This window comes from Streptomyces regalis (assembly GCF_001509475.1).
In the GTDB taxonomy this organism is placed as follows: Bacteria; Actinomycetota; Actinomycetes; order Streptomycetales; family Streptomycetaceae; genus Streptomyces; species Streptomyces regalis.
Genome location: NZ_LLZG01000065.1, coordinates 1 through 16,251 on the forward strand (window position 1 = coordinate 1; position 16,251 = coordinate 16,251).

At 69.4% G+C, this 16,251-nt stretch carries 16 protein-coding genes; 8 read left to right on the forward strand and 8 right to left on the reverse strand.

Annotated elements, in window-relative coordinates:
* Positions 1 to 1,123: streptophobe family protein (locus tag ADL12_RS11505; RefSeq protein ID WP_062701225.1), on the reverse strand; the 1,123-nt coding region annotated here is incomplete at its 3' end.
* Between the two features lie 241 nt (positions 1,124 to 1,364).
* Here ADL12_RS11505 and ADL12_RS11510 point away from each other — a divergent pair.
* Positions 1,365 to 3,905 carry an ABC transporter ATP-binding protein/permease gene (locus ADL12_RS11510; protein WP_062701227.1) on the forward strand — a complete coding sequence of 847 codons (2,541 nt, stop codon included), beginning with the start codon at positions 1,365 to 1,367 and terminating at the stop codon, positions 3,903 to 3,905.
* An 89-nt stretch (positions 3,906 to 3,994) separates the two neighbouring features.
* On the opposite strand, the gene ADL12_RS11515 is transcribed toward ADL12_RS11510, so the two are convergent.
* The 3 genes from ADL12_RS11515 to ADL12_RS11525 form a co-directional block, all read right to left on the reverse strand.
* Positions 3,995 to 4,759, reverse strand: a complete 765-nt coding sequence (locus tag ADL12_RS11515) for a transglycosylase SLT domain-containing protein (RefSeq protein WP_062701229.1) — start codon at positions 4,757 to 4,759, stop codon at positions 3,995 to 3,997.
* A 299-nt stretch (positions 4,760 to 5,058) separates the two neighbouring features.
* Positions 5,059 to 6,153, reverse strand: coding sequence for an S-adenosylmethionine:tRNA ribosyltransferase-isomerase (locus tag ADL12_RS11520; protein ID WP_062701231.1), 1,095 nt, complete (start codon positions 6,151 to 6,153; stop codon positions 5,059 to 5,061).
* On the reverse strand, positions 6,150 to 6,848 hold the full coding sequence (locus ADL12_RS11525) for an SDR family NAD(P)-dependent oxidoreductase (protein ID WP_062701232.1): 699 nt from the start codon (positions 6,846 to 6,848) through the stop codon (positions 6,150 to 6,152). The genes ADL12_RS11520 and ADL12_RS11525 overlap by 4 nt, the downstream gene beginning before the upstream one ends.
* Positions 6,849 to 7,089: 241 nt before the next feature.
* On the opposite strand from ADL12_RS11525, the gene ADL12_RS11530 reads away from it, so the two are divergent.
* The 3 genes from ADL12_RS11530 (at position 7,090) to ADL12_RS11540 (ending at position 9,307) form a co-directional block, all read left to right on the forward strand.
* Entirely contained in the window at positions 7,090 to 8,259 is a 1,170-nt protein-coding gene (locus tag ADL12_RS11530; protein ID WP_062701233.1) for a GAF domain-containing sensor histidine kinase, read from the forward strand.
* Positions 8,252 to 8,893: a response regulator gene (locus ADL12_RS11535; RefSeq protein WP_062701235.1), complete on the forward strand. Its 642-nt coding sequence runs from the start codon at positions 8,252 to 8,254 to the stop codon at positions 8,891 to 8,893. The genes ADL12_RS11530 and ADL12_RS11535 overlap by 8 nt, the downstream gene beginning before the upstream one ends.
* Before the next feature lie 168 nt (positions 8,894 to 9,061).
* Positions 9,062 to 9,307, forward strand: coding sequence for a chaplin (locus tag ADL12_RS11540; RefSeq protein WP_062701237.1), 246 nt, complete (start codon positions 9,062 to 9,064; stop codon positions 9,305 to 9,307).
* A gap of 221 nt (positions 9,308 to 9,528) precedes the next feature.
* Here the strand turns inward: ADL12_RS11540 and ADL12_RS11545 are convergent, their stop codons facing one another.
* On the reverse strand, positions 9,529 to 10,317 hold the full coding sequence (locus ADL12_RS11545; RefSeq protein WP_079051976.1) for a hypothetical protein: 789 nt from the start codon (positions 10,315 to 10,317) through the stop codon (positions 9,529 to 9,531).
* A gap of 138 nt (positions 10,318 to 10,455) precedes the next feature.
* Between ADL12_RS11545 and ADL12_RS11550 the strand changes: the two genes are divergently transcribed.
* From ADL12_RS11550 to ADL12_RS11560, 3 genes are all read left to right on the forward strand, one after another.
* Entirely contained in the window at positions 10,456 to 11,253 is a 798-nt protein-coding gene (locus ADL12_RS11550; RefSeq protein ID WP_062701243.1) for an ABC transporter ATP-binding protein, read from the forward strand.
* 94 nt (positions 11,254 to 11,347) lie between these two features.
* The gene (locus ADL12_RS11555) at positions 11,348 to 11,779 is read left to right on the forward strand and encodes an NfeD family protein (protein ID WP_079051977.1); all 432 of its coding nucleotides are present in this window, start codon (positions 11,348 to 11,350) and stop codon (positions 11,777 to 11,779) included.
* Between the two features lie 133 nt (positions 11,780 to 11,912).
* A complete protein-coding gene (locus ADL12_RS11560) occupies positions 11,913 to 12,863 on the forward strand; it encodes an SPFH domain-containing protein (protein WP_062701245.1) in 951 nt (316 codons plus the stop codon).
* A 163-nt stretch (positions 12,864 to 13,026) separates the two neighbouring features.
* Here the strand turns inward: ADL12_RS11560 and ADL12_RS11565 are convergent, their stop codons facing one another.
* The 3 genes from ADL12_RS11565 to ADL12_RS11575 form a co-directional block, all read right to left on the reverse strand.
* On the reverse strand, positions 13,027 to 13,533 hold the full coding sequence (locus ADL12_RS11565) for an HNH endonuclease (RefSeq protein ID WP_062701250.1): 507 nt from the start codon (positions 13,531 to 13,533) through the stop codon (positions 13,027 to 13,029).
* A gap of 146 nt (positions 13,534 to 13,679) precedes the next feature.
* Positions 13,680 to 14,219, reverse strand: coding sequence for a YbhB/YbcL family Raf kinase inhibitor-like protein (locus ADL12_RS11570; RefSeq protein ID WP_062701251.1), 540 nt, complete (start codon positions 14,217 to 14,219; stop codon positions 13,680 to 13,682).
* Between the two features lie 42 nt (positions 14,220 to 14,261).
* Positions 14,262 to 15,044, reverse strand: a complete 783-nt coding sequence (locus ADL12_RS11575; protein WP_062701252.1) for a sporulation protein — start codon at positions 15,042 to 15,044, stop codon at positions 14,262 to 14,264.
* Positions 15,045 to 15,183: 139 nt separating this feature from the next.
* Between ADL12_RS11575 and ADL12_RS11580 the strand changes: the two genes are divergently transcribed.
* Positions 15,184 to 15,834: a DNA-3-methyladenine glycosylase gene (locus tag ADL12_RS11580; RefSeq protein ID WP_062701254.1), complete on the forward strand. Its 651-nt coding sequence runs from the start codon at positions 15,184 to 15,186 to the stop codon at positions 15,832 to 15,834.
* The last annotated feature ends 417 nt before the right edge of the window (positions 15,835 to 16,251 follow it).

The window sequence follows — 16,251 nt, forward strand, 5'->3', positions numbered from 1 at the left end:
CCCCCACCGGCGTCCGCACCGCCGTCAGCACCCCCGCGAGCAGCATCATCAGCGCTGCCGCTACCCCCAGCAGCCACACCCGGCCGTCGAGGTCCGCCAGCCTGCCCAGCGTCACGGACTGGTCGGCGCCGCCGTTCAGCAGGTCGTCCAGGGGGTCCGGCAGCAGGCCCACCAGTGCCCCCGTCGCCCTGCCGTCGAACGGTACGAACAGGCCGATCGGGATGCCGAGCCACACGCCGTTCGGGGCGCCGAGCAGGGCGGCGCCGGCGATCCGCTTGGGGTGGGCGTCGCCGATCGCCGCGTACGCAGCCGCCGCGAGCCCGGCCGCGACCGCCACCAGCAGCACCGTGATGAGGGCGGACGTGGCCGGCCGTACGACGCGGTGCACGGCCTCCCAGCCGCGCGGCAGCGGGGTGTGGCGCGAGGCCAGCAGCGCGATCAGCAGGATGCCGGCGGACCAGCCCATGCCGCCGAGGAGCGTCGGCGCGGTGTCCACCGTGAAGCCCACGGCCGCGTTCGCGTCGATGAGGTCACCGATCTGGTCGGGCAGCAGCCCCCCGATGTCTCCGATATCCCCGATGTCACCCACTCCGGGGATCTCGATTCCGCCGCCGCTCCCGCCGGCGCCGGGCAGGTCGTCGAGCCCCAGCGAGCTCCCGTCGATCGTGATGACGTCGTGTCCCGCCCAGGCGAGTCCGCCCAGCATCGCCACGAACAGCGCGACCACCGCCCCCGCGCGCGCGAGGAGTTCGGCCGACGCGATCACAACTCCCGCCCCTCGCAAGGACCGTAAGAAGAACCACGACAACAGCACCGCGCCGACCAGGCTCACCCCCAGTGGCGTGATCTCGATGGCGGTCGCGGCCTCCGCGCCCGTCAGCCCGAAAGCAGACACATCACCGGACGGGGTGACGGAACCACCCGCCCCAAGGGCCACCACCGCCGCGGTCATCGGGCCCAAAGAGCCCGCCGTGTCCGCCTCCAGCAGATGCAGGCCGAGTGCCGCCGTGCCCGCCATTCCGATCAACGCCCAGCTCACGGAGGCGATGGCGGACAGCAGAATGTCTCCCCAAGGCAGCCGTGCTCCGCGCCTCGCGGTCTCGACGTTCGTGGACGCGCTCATGGCAGACCCCCCGATCCGCGTCGCGGCGACTGTTCGCCGCGCATGTCCCCCTCGCGTGGATTACCACTCTCCGGACTGATTTCAACCCCGTCAACGGAACCAGTCGAAGCGCGTACGCGTGCTCCTCACAAGGCCCGACTTTCGGTCAGGGGGCGGAGCCTGAAATAGTTCCCGACGATGTTCGACATCCCTAGACTCCCTGTGTTGGGGGTAACTCGGGGGACTACTCAGTGGGGCTGGAGTGCCGGAACTCGTACTGGAATTGAACGGACGGACCTGGACGCTCGATCCGTCCAGGTCCTACACCCTCGGACGCGATCCGCAGGGCGACATCGTCTTCGACGACGCCAGAGTGTCCTGGCGGCACGCCACGATCAGCTGGAGCGGCCGTAGTTGGGTCATCGAGGACAACGGCAGCACCAACGGCACGTTCGTGCAGGGCCAGCGGATACATCAGCTGGAGATCGGCCCCGGCTCGGCCGTGCACCTGGGCAACGCGACCGACGGCCCGCGCCTGAACCTCTCCGGCACCGCGGCCGCCGTCGCCTCGCCGCAGGCCCAGCCGCAGCAGCAGCCGTACGCCGCGCAGGGCGCGGGGGCCGGCTGGGCACAGCAGGCACCGGCCCAGCAGGTTCCGCCCCAGCAGGTCCCGCAGCAGCAGGCCCCGCAGGCCGGCTGGCAGCAGCCGCAGCAGGCGGCCGCGCACATCCCGCAGCAGCAGGGCCCCGGTGGTGGCGCGGGGGCGCCGCCGGTCTACGGCGACCGCAGCCCCACCACGTTCCACCAGTTCGCCGTCGGCCGTGTCATGCGCATCGGCCGTGCCCTGGAGAACGAGCTGGTCGTCTCCGACCTGCAGGTCTCCCGCCACCACGCCGAGTTCCACTCGACGCCCGACGGCCGCATGGAGATCCGCGACCTCGGCTCGCACAACGGCACGTACGTCAACGGCCAGCCGATCGCCAAGGGCGGCTCGCAGATGCTGGGCCCGGCCGACATCGTCGGTGTCGGCCACTCCACGTTCCGCATCGTCGGCGACCGCCTCGAGGAGTTCGTCGACACCGGTGAGGTCTCCTTCTCCGCCCGCCATCTGACCGTCACGGTCGACGGCGGCAAGCAGATCCTCAAGGACGTCTCCTTCGGCGTCCCGGAGAAGTCGCTGATCGCGGTCATCGGACCGTCCGGCTCCGGCAAGTCGACCCTGCTCAAGGCGCTCACCGGCTACCGGCCCGCCAACCAGGGCGACGTCCTCTACGACAACCGGAACCTGTACAAGCAGTTCGCCGAGCTGCGCCAGCGCATCGGTCTGGTCCCGCAGGACGACATCCTGCACAAGGAGCTGACCGTCAAGAAGGCCCTCAAGTACGCGGCCAAGCTCCGCTTCCCCGCCGACACCACGGGCAAGGAGCGCGAGGCCCGTATCGACGAGGTGCTGCGCGAGCTGAAGCTGGACATCCACAAGGAGAAGAAGGTCACCTCCCTCTCCGGCGGCCAGCGCAAGCGCGTCTCGGTGGCCCTGGAACTGCTCACCAAGCCGTCGCTGATCTTCCTCGACGAGCCCACCTCGGGCCTCGACCCGGGCATGGACCGCGACGTCATGCAGCTGCTGCGCGGCCTCGCCGACGACGGCCGTACGGTCCTCGTCGTCACCCACTCCGTGGCCGAGCTGGCGCTGTGCGACAAGCTCCTGGTGATGGCGCCGGGCGGTGCGGTCGCCTACTTCGGCCCGCCGGAGGAGGCGCTGAACTTCTTCGGCTACGACACCTGGGCCGACGTCTTCTCCGCCTTCGAGAACTACCGCGACTACGACTGGGCGGGACGCTGGAAGGGCTCGCAGCACTACCAGATCTACGCCGCGGACATCGACGCGATTGCTCCGCAGTCCGTACAGATGCCTCCGATGCAGGCGATGAAGCCGCCCAAGCCGCAGGGCTGGATGTCCCAGTTCCTGACCCTGGTGCGCCGCTACGTCTCGGTGATCGCCTCCGACAAGGGCTTCCTGGCCCTGATGGTGATCCTGCCGGGCGTCCTCGGCGCGGTGAGCCTGCTCATCGACTCGGGCAAGGACCTGCTGCCGAACCCGGCGAACCCGCAGACCGGCCGGATCATCCCGAACGGCACGGCCACCACCGTTCTGCTGATCCTCGCGGTCGGCGCCTGCTTCGCCGGCGCCGCGAACTCCGTGCGTGAGCTGATCAAGGAACGCGTGATCTACGAGCGGGAGCGCGCCACCGGCCTGTCCCGCTCGGCGTACCTGATGTCCAAGGTGTTCGTGCTCGGCATGATCACGGTGCTGCAGGGCCTGATGGTCGGCGTCATCGGCTTCGCCAGCCGGGAGATCCCCGAGGAGGGCCTGGTTCTCGGCAACCTCACGCTCCTGGAGCTCTCCCTGCCGATCATGGCGCTGGGGTTCACCTCGATGATGTTCGGCCTGATCATCTCGGCGCTGGTGAAGACGTCCGAGAAGACCATGCCGCTGCTGGTCATGTTCGCGATCATCCAGGTCGTGTTCACGGGCTGCCTGTTCGCTCTGAACGGCTCGATCGGCGTCAACCAGTTCTCGTACCTGATGCCGTCGCGCTGGGCAGTGGGCGCCGCGGGCGCCACGCTGGACTTCAACAAGATCAGCCCGCCCGGCGAGGGCGAGAGCAACGACCCGCTGTGGGAGCACACGGTCGGCGCCTGGACCCTGGACATGATCGCTCTGATCGCCCTCGGCGTGATCTGCGGCTTCTTCGTGGCCCGCTTCCTGCGTCGCCACGAGCCCGAGGTCATGCGCAAGTAGTCGCCGTCGTACGACGCCCGAAGGGCGGCACCCCCGTCAGGTCGGTGCCGCCCTTCGGCGTACGGATCAGAGGCCCGCGCCTACCTCGATCAGTACGCGCTGTTGACGTTGTCGATCGAGCCGTACCGGTCGGCCGCGTAGTTGGCGGCGGCGGTGAGGTTGGCGACCGGGTCGTACTGGCTGAAGGCCGTGCCCGAGACGTGGTACGCGTCGAAGGTCGGCTTGATGACCTGGAGCAGACCGATCGACGGAATGCCGTTCTGGGCGTTGATGTCCCAGTTGTTGATCGCGTTCGGGTTGCCCGAGGACTCCCGCATGATGTTGCGGTACAGACCGTTGTAGGTGCCCGGGATGTCGTGCTTCTTCATGATGTCCAGGGCCTCACGGATCCAGCCGTCGAGGTTGTTGGCGTAGGTCTTGGCCGCGACCGGCTTGACCTGTATGCGCTTCTCGGACCGGCTGGCGGCCTGCTTCGCCTTGCGCTCCGCCTCGGCCTTCTTCTTGGCAGCGGCGGCCTCGTGCTTGGCATGGGCAGCGGTGGCCTCGTGCTTGGCATGGGCCTCGGCGGCCTTGTGCTTGGCGTGCGCCTCGGCGGCCTTGTGCTTGGCGGCGATCTCCTCGGCCTTCACGCTGGCGCTGGCGAGCTGGTCGGTGACGCTGCCCTTGACGTCCTTGATCTGCTCATTGCTGTACGCCACCTGGCCCGTGGGGGCCTCAGCCGTGGTCGTCTGTGCGTTGCCGGGGACGGCGGAGAAGGCCAGGGCGGCGGCGCCGAGCGTGGCGGCACCGGCGACAGCGATCTTGTGCCGCTTGGTCAGCGCACGACTGAGGCGGTTGTTGGTGTTCTTGAGCATGACAGATGGACCTCTTCGAATAGCGCGGAGGTCGCTCGCTGTCCGGCGGGGGACACGGGTGCTTCCAGCACAAACGCCGCGGGCGGAACCCGCGGCGCTGAGCGACGAGAGCCATTCTTAGCGGCCGCAAAATTGCGTGGCAAAGGTGTGAGGTACTATCCTCGATAGTGGACCCGGGAAGGGCAAATTAGGACAGACGGGACTGTATGTCCCGCTCAAAAGGGGCGTCGTTACCTACTATGGACTTTCGTACGTGACGCGCGCCCTATGTGCGGGCTCACATCAGCCGGGTAACGGTCTCACCGGCAGTTGCTGGCGCAATGCTCTGCGTGAGGGCCCTCCGCCGGGAGGATGAGGTGCACGTCGCCGAACTCGTGCCACAGGTAGAGCCCGCGCAGCGCCGCCTCATAACTGCGGTCGATCGCCGCTCGCCCCGCGACCGCCTCCAGCATCAGCAGATGCGAGGCCTCCGGCTCGTGCAGCCCGGTCAGCAGCCCGTCCACCACCCGCACCCCGCGCTCCGGGGTGACGACGAGATCCGTCCACCCTTCACGCGCGCGTACGACCCCGTCGGCGCCCGCCGCCGACTCCACGGCCCGCACGGCCGTGGTCCCGACGGCGACGATCCGCCTTCCCCCCGCCTTCGCCGCGTTGATCAGCCGTGCCGACGCCTCCGGCACCGCGAACCGCTCCGGATACGGCGGCTCGTGCGCCTCCGCCGAGGCCACCCCGGTGTGCAGCGTGATCGGCGCGAACTGCACACCCCGGCTCACCAGCTCCGTCACCATCCGCAGCGTGAAGGGCCGCGCCGCGCTCGGCATCTCCGCGCTGCCCGTCCCGTCGGCCGACGGCAGCGCGAACACCGTCTGGTAGACGGACAGTGGCTGGTCCCGCTCCGTATAGGAGTAACGAATCGGCCGCCCGTGCTCCCGCATCAGCCCGAGGACTCCTGAGCCCCGGGGCCCGCCGACCCGCGCCCACCACAGCCGTTCGCTCCCCGCGCCCAGTGGCTCCTCAAGGACCATCCGCACACCCCCGGGAAGCCGCACCCCGGTCCCCGCAGGCCCGCCTGCACGCGCGCGCGTGGTGCCCCGCTCGTCGGGATCCCGCAGCTCGACGGCCCACCGCCCGTCGTCCCCGCGCGTCGAGAAGTGCACCACCACGTGCGCGTGCCCGATCCGCCCGTCCACCGCGGCGGCCAGCGTCTCCGACGTGTTGACGACCAGGAGATCCCCGGCCCGCAGCAGCCGCGGCAGCTCGCCGAACGCGTGGTGCGACACCTCCGTCCCACGCGACACCAGCAGCCGTACGGCATCCCGGTCCAGCCCCGGCCCACGCTGCTCGGCGGGGATCCGCGCCGACAGCTCCTCCGGCACCCGCACCGTCAGGGTCATCGCCCTCCCTCCAGCAGGGAGGGTGCCCCGTAGCGGCCGCTCGCGGGACGCTCGTCCAGCAACCGCAGGAAGGCCGGCACCACACTGGCCGGCGTCGGCCGCGGATCGTCGTCGTCCGGTACGGCCGCCGCATACAGGTCCGTGGCCATGTCCCCGGGGTCCACCGCCCAGACCCGCAGCCCCGGCTCCTCCTCGCCGAGCACCGCCGCGAGATGGTCCAGGGCGGCCTTCGACGCCCCGTACCCGCCCCATGTCTCGTACGCCTCGGCGGCCGCGTCCGAGCTGACGGTGATCACCGCGCCCGTCCCGGACGCCCGCAGCAGCGGCAGCGCCTCCTGGGCCAGGCCCAGAGCGGCCACCACGTTCACCTCCAGCGCCCGCCGCAGGCCCTCCAGGGGCAGCAGGTCCAGCCGTACCAGCGGCTCGGCGCCCAGCGCGCTGGCGTTGCTCACCAGCAGATCGACGCCGCCCAGCCGCCAGGCGGCCGCTACCAGCTCGGACCTGTGCCCGGCGTCCGTGACGTCCCCCGGCACCGCCGTCACGCGCGTGCCGTACGTCTGGAGCCCGGCCGCCGTCTCCCGGAGGACCTCGGGCGTCCTCGCGTCGAGCACCAGATCCCAGCCGCGCACGGCCAGCGCCTCGGCCAGCGCCCGCCCCAGCCCCTTCGAGGCCCCCGTGATGATCGCTACCGGCATGACAACCGTCCCCTCGTTCCAGGCCGCCTCCGTCGGCGGTGTCCTCAACGTAGGAACCGGCACACCCGCCCCGCCTCGGACGCGGGCCGCAAAGCCGCGGGGTCCTTCGTCCTACGCCGCGCACCCGGGGCCGTTCGCCCTACGCCGCTGAACCGGGGACCAGGGGACTAGGACCGCCGCCCTAGTCGGTAGCCGTCACAGGTCCGATCCGACTGTCACACCCCGCCGGTACCGTGAGGGCATGAGTCAAGGCCCGAGGTCCGGCCTCGCCGCGGTGAGCTCCGCGTTGCTGGCCATGAGCAGGCATCTCGAGGTGCGCGACGTCCTCAAGACGATCGTCGCCTCGGCCCGCGAGCTGCTCGACGCGCAGTACGCCGCGCTCGGCGTCCCGGACGACCACGGAGGCTTCGCCCAGTTCGTGGTCGACGGCGTCAGCGACGAGCAGTGGAAGGCCATCGGGCCCCTCCCACGCCAGCACGGCATCCTCGCCGCGATGCTCCAGGAGGCCGAGGTCGAGCGCCTCGCCGACGTGCGCAAGGACCCCCGCTTCGAGGGCTGGCCGTCCGCCCACCCCGACATGTCCGACTTCCTCGGCCTGCCCATCCGCGACGGCGACGAGGTCATCGGCGCGCTGTTCCTTGCAAACAAGCTGCGTCCTGTGGGGGGAAACCCCCCACTCCCGAATTCGGAGGGAAGCTGCGGCTTCACCGAGGAGGACGAGGACCTCCTCGGCATCCTCGCCCAGCACGCTGCGATCGCCCTCACCAACGCCCGCCTCTACGAACGCAGCCGCGAGCTGACGATCGCCGAGGAACGATCCCGCCTCGCCCACGAACTGCACGACGCGGTCAGCCAGAAGCTGTTCTCCCTGCGCCTGACGGCCCAGGCAGCCACCGCCCTGATCGACCGCGACCCGACCCGCGCCAAGGGCGAGATGCACCAGGTGGCCGCGCTCGCCGCCGAGGCCGCCGACGAACTGCGCGCCGCGGTCGTCGAGTTGCGCCCCGCCGCCCTCGACGAGGACGGCCTCGTCGCCACCCTGCGCACCCAGATCCACGTCCTCGACCGCGCCCACACCGCGCGCGTGTCCTTCGCCGGCCGGAGCGTGAAGGCCCTGCCCGCCGCCCAGGAGGAGGCCGTACTGCGCGTCGCCCAGGAGGCCCTGCACAACGCCCTGCGGCACTCCGGAGCCGAGCACGTCGACGTGACGCTGGACCGGCGCGGCAGCGGAGCCGTCCTGCGGGTCACGGACAACGGCAGCGGCTTCGACCCGAAGGCGATACGCCGAGCCGGACGCCACCTCGGCCTGGTCTCCATGCGGGACCGGACGAGCGGGGTCGGCGGCACGCTGACCGTGGAATCGGCGCCCGGCAAGGGCACCACGATCGAGATGGAGGTCCCCGGTGGCTGACGCAATCAGGGTGCTGCTCGTCGACGACCACCAAGTGGTCCGCCGCGGCCTGCGCACCTTCCTCGAAGTGCAGGACGACATCGAGGTCGTGGGCGAGGCCGCCGACGGCGCCGAGGGAGTGGCCCGCGCCGAGGAACTGAAGCCCGACGTCGTGCTGATGGACGTCAAGATGCCCGGAATGGACGGCGTCGACGCCCTGCGCAAGCTCCGCGAACTGGACAACCCCGCGCGCGTGCTGATCGTCACCAGCTTCACCGAACAGCGCACGGTGATCCCGGCCCTGCGCGCGGGCGCCGCCGGGTACGTCTACAAGGATGTGGACCCGGACGCCCTCGCCGGAGCCATCCGCTCGGTGCACGCCGGCCACATCCTGCTCCAACCCGAGGTGGCGGGCGCCCTGCTGTCCCAGGAGGAGGCCAACTCGGGGCAGGGGAGAGGCGGCTCGCTGACGGAGCGGGAGCGCGAGGTCCTCGGCCTGATCGCGGACGGCCGCTCCAACCGCGAGATAGCCAGAGCCCTGGTCCTGTCGGAGAAGACGGTCAAGACCCACGTCTCGAACATCCTGATGAAGCTCGACCTCGCGGACCGCACGCAGGCCGCCCTGTGGGCCGTACGCCATGGCGTGACCGGCTGAAACGCTCTCCGCAGGACGTGACGGACGGCAATACGGAGGGTTCCGCTCCGGACTGAGATTCATACCGTCGTGGGAATGTCCCCCAGATGGCGCATCCTCCGTGGAGCTCCGCCGTTCTCCAGTGCGTGCTGCGGCGACTGCCGCGGCAATCGCAAGGAGGGCTTAGAAGTGAAGAACCTGAAGAAGGCAGCGGCCGTGACGATGGTGGCGGGTGGCCTGCTGGCCGCCGGTGCCGGAATGGCCTCTGCCACCGGCGGCGCGCACGCCGACGGCGAGGCCGTGAGCTCCCCGGGCATCGCCTCGGGCAACCTGGTCCAGGCCCCGGTCAACATCGCGACCAACGTGTCGGGCAACACCACGAACGTCGTCGGCGTGCTGAACCCCGCCTTCGACAACCTGGCCGTCAACCGCTGACGACCACCCCGAAGCGAGCAGTGACCTCCGGCCTCCCGGGTTCCCCGGGAGGCCGGTCAGTTTGTCGAGGCTCGCTCAGCCTGCGGGCAGTCGTGCCGCTGAGGCGATGGGGGTCCCCCGCTCGAGCGAAGCCGGGAAGGGGGAGGGTGGGCGCAGGCGGCACCTCGTCGCGCCGAGTTGCGTGACCCAGCCCCAGCACCGCCCACCAGCACACCCGACGCTCAGCGCACGCCCCTCTCCCGCTCCTCCACATACGCGTTGTACGCCGCGACCTGCGCCCGCCGAGCCACCCGCTCCACCGGCCGCAACGCCTCGGCCCGCGCCCCCATCTCAGCGGAGCTGACCGCACCCCCGTGCCCGTTCTCGTACGCCAGGGAAACCAGCAACCCCACCCGCTGTGCAAGCTCCAGCACCCGCACCGCCCGCGGCGGATACCCCGGCGCCAACACCTCCCGCCCCCGCTCGGCCCGAGCCCGGTACGCCTCGATCGCCGCCTCGGCCACCGGCCCCGACCCGGCGACGTCCAGCCGCGACAACACCTCCGTCGCATCCCGCAAGGCCTCGGCCAGCTCCCGCTCGGCCTCACCCAGCGACGGCACATCCGCAGGCGGCGCCTCCCGCACGGGCAGCACATGCCAGACGACCTCGACATGTACATCACCGTCGGGCCCGGCCTCGTACACCTCGGGCACCAACCCCAACGCGGCGCCGTGACAGATCACCGCCTCCTCGGCATCCAACGCCCGCGCGTTGAAATCCGGCGGCCCGCTCAGCCCCAGCGGATGTCCCGGCGCGGGCAGCGCGACCCGCAGCCCGCTCACCCCGAGCGTCCGCAGTCGCCCCAGCGCCAGCGTGAGCCCGACGGGCGCCGACTCACCGGGCAACCCCTCCACCCGGTGCACGGCATCGTCACCGACGATCTCCAGCACAGCGTCATCCGGCGAGACAAATCCGGCCAAAAGGGCATTTCCCCAAGCCGCAAGGCGTCCTGAACGTGGTTCCGAGAGCATGCCCCCACCCTAAGGACAGGACCGATGGAATGAAGCGCCCGACCGGTGGCGTAGATTTCCTTGAGGGCTGCGCCCACAGGCGCACGCGACCACCGAGACGCCGAGACCGGTCACACTGCAAGGGGAGACAACGCGCTCATGAGCGATGTTCTGGAGCTTCAGGACGTATCCGTGGTCCGCGAGGGCCGGGCTCTGGTGGACCAGGTCTCCTGGTCGGTCAAGGAGGGCGAGCGCTGGGTCATCCTCGGTCCCAACGGCGCCGGCAAGACCACGCTCCTGAACCTCGCCTCCAGCTACCTCTACCCCACCCAGGGATCCGTCTCGATCCTCGGCGAAACCCTCGGCAAGCCCGGGACCGACGTCTTCGAGCTGCGCCCGCGGATCGGCATGGCCGGCATCGCCATGACCGAGAAGCTGCCCAAGCGCCAGACCGTCCTGCAGACCGTGCTGACCGCCGCGTACGGCATGACCGCCACCTGGAACGAGGACTACGAGGAGATCGACGAGCAGCGCGCCCGCGCCTTCCTCGACCGCCTCGGCATGAGCGAGTACCTCGACCGGAAGTTCGGCACCCTCTCCGAGGGCGAGCGCAAGCGCACCCTCATCAGCCGCGCCCTGATGGCCGACCCGGAGCTGCTCCTCCTCGACGAGCCCGCCGCCGGCCTCGACCTCGGCGGCCGCGAGGACCTCGTCCGCCGTCTCGGCCGACTCGCCCGCGACCCGATCGCCCCCTCGATGCTCATGGTCACCCACCACGTCGAGGAGATCCCCCCGGGCTTCACCCACGTCCTGATGATCCGCCAGGGCAAGGTCCTCGCCGCCGGCCCGATGGAACTCGAACTCACCTCCCGCAACCTCTCCCTGTGCTTCGGCCTCCCGCTCGTCGTCGAACAGGTCGGCGACCGCTGGACGGCACAGGGCCTCCCCCTGTCCTGACCCCGCCCTTCACCCCGCGAAACCCCGGTAAGAAGGCACTTCAAACTGATCGGCGCCCTGTCCGCGACAGGGCCCGCAGCCCTACCATGACCATGTGGAAATCGACGCGTGGGTTTGGTGGTTGATCGGCGCGGCAGCGCTCGGCATCGGGCTGGTGATCACCGCGATGCCCGAACTCGGCATGCTGGCGGTGGGCGCCGTCGCGGCCGCGGTGGTCGCCGGCATCCTCGGCGGTGACGCCGTCGTCCAGGTCGTGTCCTTCGTCGTCGTCTCGACCGCACTCATCGCCGTCGTACGGCCCATCGCGAACCGACATCGCGCACAGCGACCCCAACTCGCCACCGGCATCGAGGCATTGAAAGGCAAACAGGCCGTCGTGCTGGAGCGCGTCGACGCCTCCGGCGGCCGGATCAAGCTCGCCGGCGAGGTCTGGTCGGCACGCTCCCTCGACACCGACCGCGCCTACGAAGTAGGCCAGGAAGTGGACGTCGTGGACATCGAGGGGGCCACGGCGATCGTCATGTGACCTCGCACGACGTAAGTGGCGCGAACGCGCCACGGGCCACGCGACGGTCTGTCAGACTCGACCAGCAAGATCTTCAACAACCATAAGATCTGCCGAAGTTGCCGCAGCGGAGAAGGGATACGGGGAAACGACGATGGAACCGGTCATCATCGTCTTGATCATTCTGGTGGTGTTGGTCTTCATCGCCCTGATCAAGACGATTCAGGTCATCCCACAGGCGAGCGCGGCCATCGTCGAGCGCTTCGGCCGTTACACGCGGACACTCAACGCGGGCCTCAACATCGTGGTCCCGTTCATCGACACCATCCGCAACCGCATCGACCTGCGTGAACAGGTCGTACCGTTCCCGCCGCAGCCGGTCATCACCCAGGACAACCTGGTCGTGAACATCGACACGGTCATCTACTACCAGGTGACCGACGCCCGCGCCGCCACCTACGAAGTCGCCAGCTACATCCAGGCGATCGAGCAGCTGACGGTCACCACACTCCGCAACATCATCGGCGGCATGGACCTCGAACGGACCCTGACCTCCCGCGAGGAGATCAACGCGGCCCTGCGCGGCGTCCTCGACGAGGCAACCGGCAAGTGGGGCATCCGCGTCAACCGCGTCGAACTCAAGGCGATCGAACCCCCCACCTCCATCCAGGACTCGATGGAGAAGCAGATGCGCGCCGACCGCGACAAGCGCGCCGCGATCCTCACCGCCGAAGGTACGCGCCAGGCCGCCATCCTCACCGCCGAAGGCGAGAAGCAGTCCCAGATCCTCCGCGCCGAAGGTGAGGCCAAGGCCGCCGCCCTGCGCGCGGAAGGCGAAGCCCAGGCAGTCCGCACGGTCTTCGAAGCAATCCACGCAGGCGACCCCGACCAGAAGCTCCTCAGCTACCAGTACCTCCAGATGCTCCCCAAGATCGCCGAGGGCGACGCCAACAAGCTCTGGATCGTCCCCAGCGAAATCGGCGACGCCCTCAAGGGCTTGTCGGGCGCGATGGGCAACCTGGGCGGCCTGGGCGGCGGTTCGGGAGCATCGGGCAACGGCGGCGGCACGGGAGCGGAACGCCGAGAGAAGCCGTCAATCGACTGACGCCGAGACAGCCGTACGCCAAAGGGCCCGCCTTCTCAAGGAAGGCGGGCCCAAGTGCCGCCAGGGGCGCGGGGCTGTGTCGATATGCGGCTCCGCCGCGTGGGCGCGACAAGCCACGACCAACCCGCGGCCGAGCAACAACCTCAAGCCCTACGGCGATCAGTCACGCAGCGTCCAGTGCCAGCCAATCCGGCAGCGATGCAAACTCGTCGGCCCCCAGCGCCAGCAACATCGCATCGGCCGGAGTCGGCTCGAACGGCTCCCGAAGCAGCGGCATCCCCGCCTGCTCAGGCGTCCGGTCGGCCTTCCGATGATTGTCCTCCGCACACGAGGCGACCGTATTCAGCCACGTGTCCCGCCCACCCCGCGACCGAGGCACCACGTGGTCCACGGTCGTAGCCCTGCGCCCGCAGTACGCGCACCGGTGCCGGTCCCGCACCAGCACACCCCGCCTCGACCACGGCGCTTGTCTTCGGAACGGCACTCGTACGTACCTGCAGAGCCGAATCACCCGGGGCGCCGGTATGTCGACCGCGGCTCCCCGCATCCGCAGTTCGGGGTGGGCCTGCTCGACGACGGCCTTGTCCTGAAGCACCAGAACGACGGCTCGGTTCAACGTCACCGTCGACAGCGGCTCGAAGCTCGCGTTCAGTACCAGCGTGTCCCGCATGACCAGCCCACCTCCCGTGTGCACCTGCCCACCCCCTGGCGGGCTGGGATCAACTCTGGCCGGGCACGCCGAGATGGACAACGAAATAAAAAATGCCCGCCCCTGATCACTTCCATGACCAGGGGCGGGCAAACGTTCCATGAACGTCAGGCTTCGGCGGGCACCTCGTACTCGCCGATCACATGGGCGCGCGCGATCGCGTGGAACCGCAGATTGAAGCCGACAACGGCCGGGCTGGCATCCTCGTCCGGCCCGAGCTTCTCCTGGTCCACGGCGTACACCGTGAACACGTACCGGTGCGGTCCGTCCCCGGCCGGCGGCGCGGCACCGCCGAAGTCCTTCGACCCGTAGTCGTTACGAGCCTGGACCGCGCCCTCCGGCAGACCCTCGAACTTGCCGCTGCCCGCACCCGCCGGCAGCTCGGTCACCGAGGCCGGGATGTCGAACACGACCCAGTGCCAGAACCCGCTCCCCGTAGGGGCGTCGGGGTCGTAGCAGGTCACGGCGAAGCTCTTGGTCTCGGCCGGGAAGCCCTCCCAGCGCAGCTGGGGCGAGGTGTTGCCGGCGGCGTAGACCTGAGCGTCCTTGAGGGTCCCGCCTTGCTCGACGTCCTCGCTCGTGACCGTGAACGACGGCACGGGCGGATGGAAGTCGTGGGGCAGCGGCCGCCTCTTGAGCTCGGTCACTTCGATACCTCCTGACGGAAAGTGGAATCAGCAGTTCCGAGCCTAGAACCAGTTGCGCTTGCTGCCGACCTCGGACAGCCACTGGTTGAGGTACGCCGCCCAGTCGGTCCCCTGGAAGTCGTTCAGACCCACCTGGAACGACCGGAAGGTGTCGCTGCCCTCGCTGAACAGCCCCGGCTTCTTGTCCATTTCGAGGACGACGTCCATCGTGTGCTCGTCCGCGACGAAGCTCAACTCGACCTGGTTGATACCGCGGTACTGCTGCGGCGGGAAGAACTCGATCTCCTGGTAGAACGGCAGCTTCTGCCGCGTCCCCCGGATGTGGCCGCGCTCCATGTCCGCGTTCTTGAAGCGGAAGCCCAGCTGGATGAAGGCGTCGAGGATCGCCTTCTGCGCGGGCAGCGGGTGCACGTTGATCGGGTCCAGGTCGGTGGAGTCCACGGCCCGCGCGATCGCCAGCTCCGTCGTCACACCGATGTTCATCCCGCGCAGCGCCTGACCGTCGATCATCGTGATCGGCGTCTCCCACGGGATCTCCAGCCCGAAGGGCACTGCGTGCACGCCCCCGGCCTGCAGCTCGAAGGCACCACCGAGCTGCATCTTCGTGAACTCGATGTCCTGCTTGTACTCCGAGTCCTGGCCCTCGACCTCGACGCGCGCCTGCAGTCCCACGGACAGGCCCTCGATGGCCTGGTTCACGGACCCGCCCTGAATCCGCACCTCACCCTGGACGACACCGCCCGGAACGACGTTGACCTCAGTCAGCACCGTCTCGACCGAAGCCCCACCGGCCCCCAGGCTCGCGAGCAGCTTCTTGAACGCCATGACTCTCCTCTTTTCAGAGTGGATCCTTGATCCCTACAAACGCGATCCGGCCGTGGCCGGTTCCGCGCCCCACCCTGGCAAGGCGAACGCCCCCTGACCACCCCGTTGCGACCACCCGTCTGCACTACCCTCGGACGGCATGATCGTGACCCCCGACCGTACGCCCCTCCCCAGGAACTTCTTCGACCGGCCCGTCCTGGAAGTCGCCCCCGACCTCCTGGGCCGTGTCCTCGTGCGCACCACCCCGGACGGTCCGATCACCCTCCGCCTCACGGAGGTCGAGGCCTACGACGGCCCGAACGACCCTGGCTCCCACGCCTACCGCGGCCGCACGCCCCGCAATGACGTGATGTTCGGTCCCCCCGGACACGTCTACGTCTACTTCACCTACGGCATGTGGCACTGCATGAACCTGGTGTGCGGCCCCGACGGCCAGGCGAGCGCGGTCCTGCTGCGCGCCGGCGAGATCGTCGAGGGCGCCGAGCTCGCCCGCAAACGTCGGCTCTCGGCCCGTAACGACAAGGAACTGGCCAAAGGCCCGGCCCGTCTGGCCACCGCCCTGGGCGTGGACCGCGCCCTGGACGGCACGGACGCGTGCGCCACCGGGGAGACTCCGCTGAGGATCCTGGCCGGCACCCCGATCCCCTCCGACCAGGTACGCAGCGGCCCACGCACAGGCGTGGCAGGCGACGGCGGAAACGGGGACGTCCACCCCTGGCGCTACTGGATCGCCAACGACCCCACGGTGAGCCCCTATCGGGCCCATGTCCCGAGGCGCCGCCGAAGTTGACGCGCCTTGGGGAGGCGCGTAACGTAGCCCGAGCCGCTGAACCGGGTACTGCGTAGTCAGCAGCCGGAGCGGCCAACCCACTACCTACGAACACCCCTAAGCGGGGTCGAATTCGTCATGCCTGCATGCCTGAATTCGGATCCGCAGAACCCCGATTATGAATCGGGCGGGGGAATCGGCTAACGTAGTGAATGTCGAAAGGCCGACGGGCGAAAGCCCAGAGACCCATGACAATCCCGCCGACAGGGAATCGGATCGAGAAAAGATCTGATAGAGTCGGAAACGCAAGACCGAAGGGAAGCGCCCGGAGGAAAGCCTGAGAGGGTGAGTACAAAGGAAGCGTCCGTTCCTTGAGAACTCAACAGCGTGCCAAAAATCAACGCCAGATATGTTGATACCCCGTCTCCAGCATCTGCT